2 protein-coding genes are annotated in these 2459 nt (G+C 45.2%); one reads left to right on the top strand and one right to left on the bottom strand.

Features of this window, described 5'->3' with window-relative positions; translation table 11 throughout:
- Positions 1–89: 89 nt before the first annotated feature.
- Complete coding sequence (ltrA, locus tag VB693_RS28940) at positions 90–1859, bottom strand: group II intron reverse transcriptase/maturase (protein WP_323269283.1); 1770 nt, start codon at positions 1857–1859, stop codon at positions 90–92.
- Positions 1860–2242: 383 nt separating this feature from the next.
- Here ltrA and VB693_RS28935 point away from each other — a divergent pair.
- A partial coding sequence (locus VB693_RS28935) for a hypothetical protein (protein ID WP_323269282.1) occupies positions 2243–2459 on the top strand: 217 nt, incomplete at its 3' end.

Genomic DNA, 2459 nt, shown 5'->3' with positions numbered 1-2459 from the left:
TGGGTAGGGCAGGAGTATTGCAACTCCCTTCCCCCCGACAAACCGGACAAGCAAGTTACCCTGCATCCGGCTTTAGCAAACCCGAAAGCCTACCAAAGACTAAATACCTCGCCTTCAGACTCATCATATAATCCTACTGAGTGTATTGGTGGATGAAGGCAATTTTGCTTTTGGACAAACACCTCGCCTTCAGACTTGCGCCCTACTGAGTGTATTTGTTGGTGACAGTAGAAATGCACCAACTCTAAATTAGAGTAGCTATCATTACCGCCAGCAGAACAAGGGATTTTATGGTGTTTATGTAGAGACTCATTGTTAAATAGAGATTCGCCACAAATAGGACACTTATGCCCTTGTTTTTGAGCTAACTTTTGGTAACTAGGAATCAAACAGCGAGATTGATTCTGGCGTCGTTGCTCCCAGTAAACTCGTAACTGTTGGTCATCAACAGAAGCATCACCCTTAACCAAAGTGTGCCGTTGAATATTGAACCAACTAAACTTGAGTAGATATTGACCAGAATGTTTGTCCCCAAACACCCAAAAATCATTTCTCTCCAAGTTAAAGTTCCCCCAGTAGCAATGCTTGCGCCAATGTGAGCTTTTCTTTGGGTGCATTCTGTGGGCGTACCGTTGCTGTCGCATATACATCCATCTATCTAATTTGGCGAATATATGTGAGGAAACAACTGTCCGATAGTAATTAGCAACACCGCGAATTATCGGGTTAAGCTTGCCTATGAGATAATTGACATTATGACTTTTATTCTCTAGCCAAACTTGCCGAATCTTGTCTCGGACATCTTGCAAAGATTGCTTGCTAGGCTTGATTAATACTTTCCGTCCTGTTTTGGTATTCTTGTCTTGATACCATCTGATGTTAAACCCCAGAAAATCAAATCCCACAGTTAGATGTACTATTTTGGTTTTAGACTCAGATAAAGCCAAACCTTTAGTTTTCATCCAGCAGGACAAGATATCAACCACCCTGTGGGCATCTTCTGGAGTTTTGCAGAAAACTACCAAGTCATCAGCGTAGCGTACCAGACCACGATGCCCGATTGTATGACCGTATTTATCGTATCTGATACCCAGTGCCGCTTCCATACCATGCAATGCAATATTTGCTAGTAGTGGGGAAATAATTCCACCTTGAGGTACGCCTGCTTCTGTATCGTAAAACACGCCCTTATCTACATATCCCGCCTTTAACCACTGGTGTATTAACTGCCGGGCGGGGAAGTTACCAATGGTTTGCATGAGCGGTGCATGGGCGATGTTGTCAAAGCAACCTTCAATGTCAGCATCGACCACCCAACTTTTTGTGGAGTTGGCTTTTGACATTGTGTGTACTCTTTCTATCGCGTCATGTACGCCTCTACCGGGGCGGAAACCGTAAGATGTTCTCTCGAATTGTGCTTCCCAACTTGGTTCTAAGGCGTTTAATACTATTGCCTGGAGACACCTGTCGATGATGCAGGGAATACCGAGGGGGCGTTGTTTGCCGTTGGATTTGCGGATGTATACCCGCTTAACTGGTAATGCTTTCCACGGTAAGCGCATGGCGAGAATGTCTACCAGTGTTGCCCTAGCTTGTGGTGTCAATACCAGTAATTTATCCACACCTGCTGTTTTCTTGCCTTGATTTAATTGCGTTACTCGTCGCACGGAAAGTATAATGTTGGAGTAACTCCCCATGAGTAACTTTTGAAGATTGCGTACCCTCTTAAAGTTACCGTCTTTGGTTGCCTTGAAGATTCTTTGTCTGAGTCGCCTGACTACGCGGTAGGCATTTTTCCAGTTAATGCTGTTCCAGTCCGTAGTCCTGTCGGTTACATTCACAATCGATGATTGCACCATAACTTTTCCCGTACAGTTCGGTTTCTTACTACTCTGATTTCAAGGGGTTCACTCGCTACACGTCTGCACCCTTTCAGGTCGGTTTAGTTCAACCTATCTGCGCGGTTATGGTTTCCCGTTGCCTTTCGGCTTCACAGCTTTCGCTTTTTGTAGCATCTCACACCCACTGGAGAGTTCAGCCGAGATTACTCCCTGCTTTACTAACAGCATCTTTTCTAGTTGTCAGACTCCATTGGGGTTACTTCATTTCACACATAAGAGATACAACCACTGCGCGTTCCTTCTATACACCGGGGGCGTTTTGATGTCTTATATTCTGAGGACAGGGCAGAATATCTCACCCCTTTTACTGTTTCAGCCGTTTTCAGTATTTCCGCTTCACGATGCCTCGTCGAAGGTTCACTTTCGTTAACCCATCAGTGGTTTTACCTTGGCGTTACGTCCACGTTTCGGCTTGTAGATTTTACGCTTTCCCCTCTAGCTCTGAGACACCGCAGTTACCCGCAATGCCCCTTCGGGTAGGTACTGGTTTAGACATTAACCAGGAGTATTTCTCAGATACTCACTCTTATGAGCGACTGATAGTCGCACCCAGTCCCC

The sequence above is a fragment of the Anabaena sp. UHCC 0399 genome (assembly GCF_034931465.1).
GTDB lineage: Bacteria > Cyanobacteriota > Cyanobacteriia > Cyanobacteriales > Nostocaceae > Trichormus > Trichormus minutissimus.
This window is presented reverse-complemented; position numbering and strand designations above follow the sequence as displayed.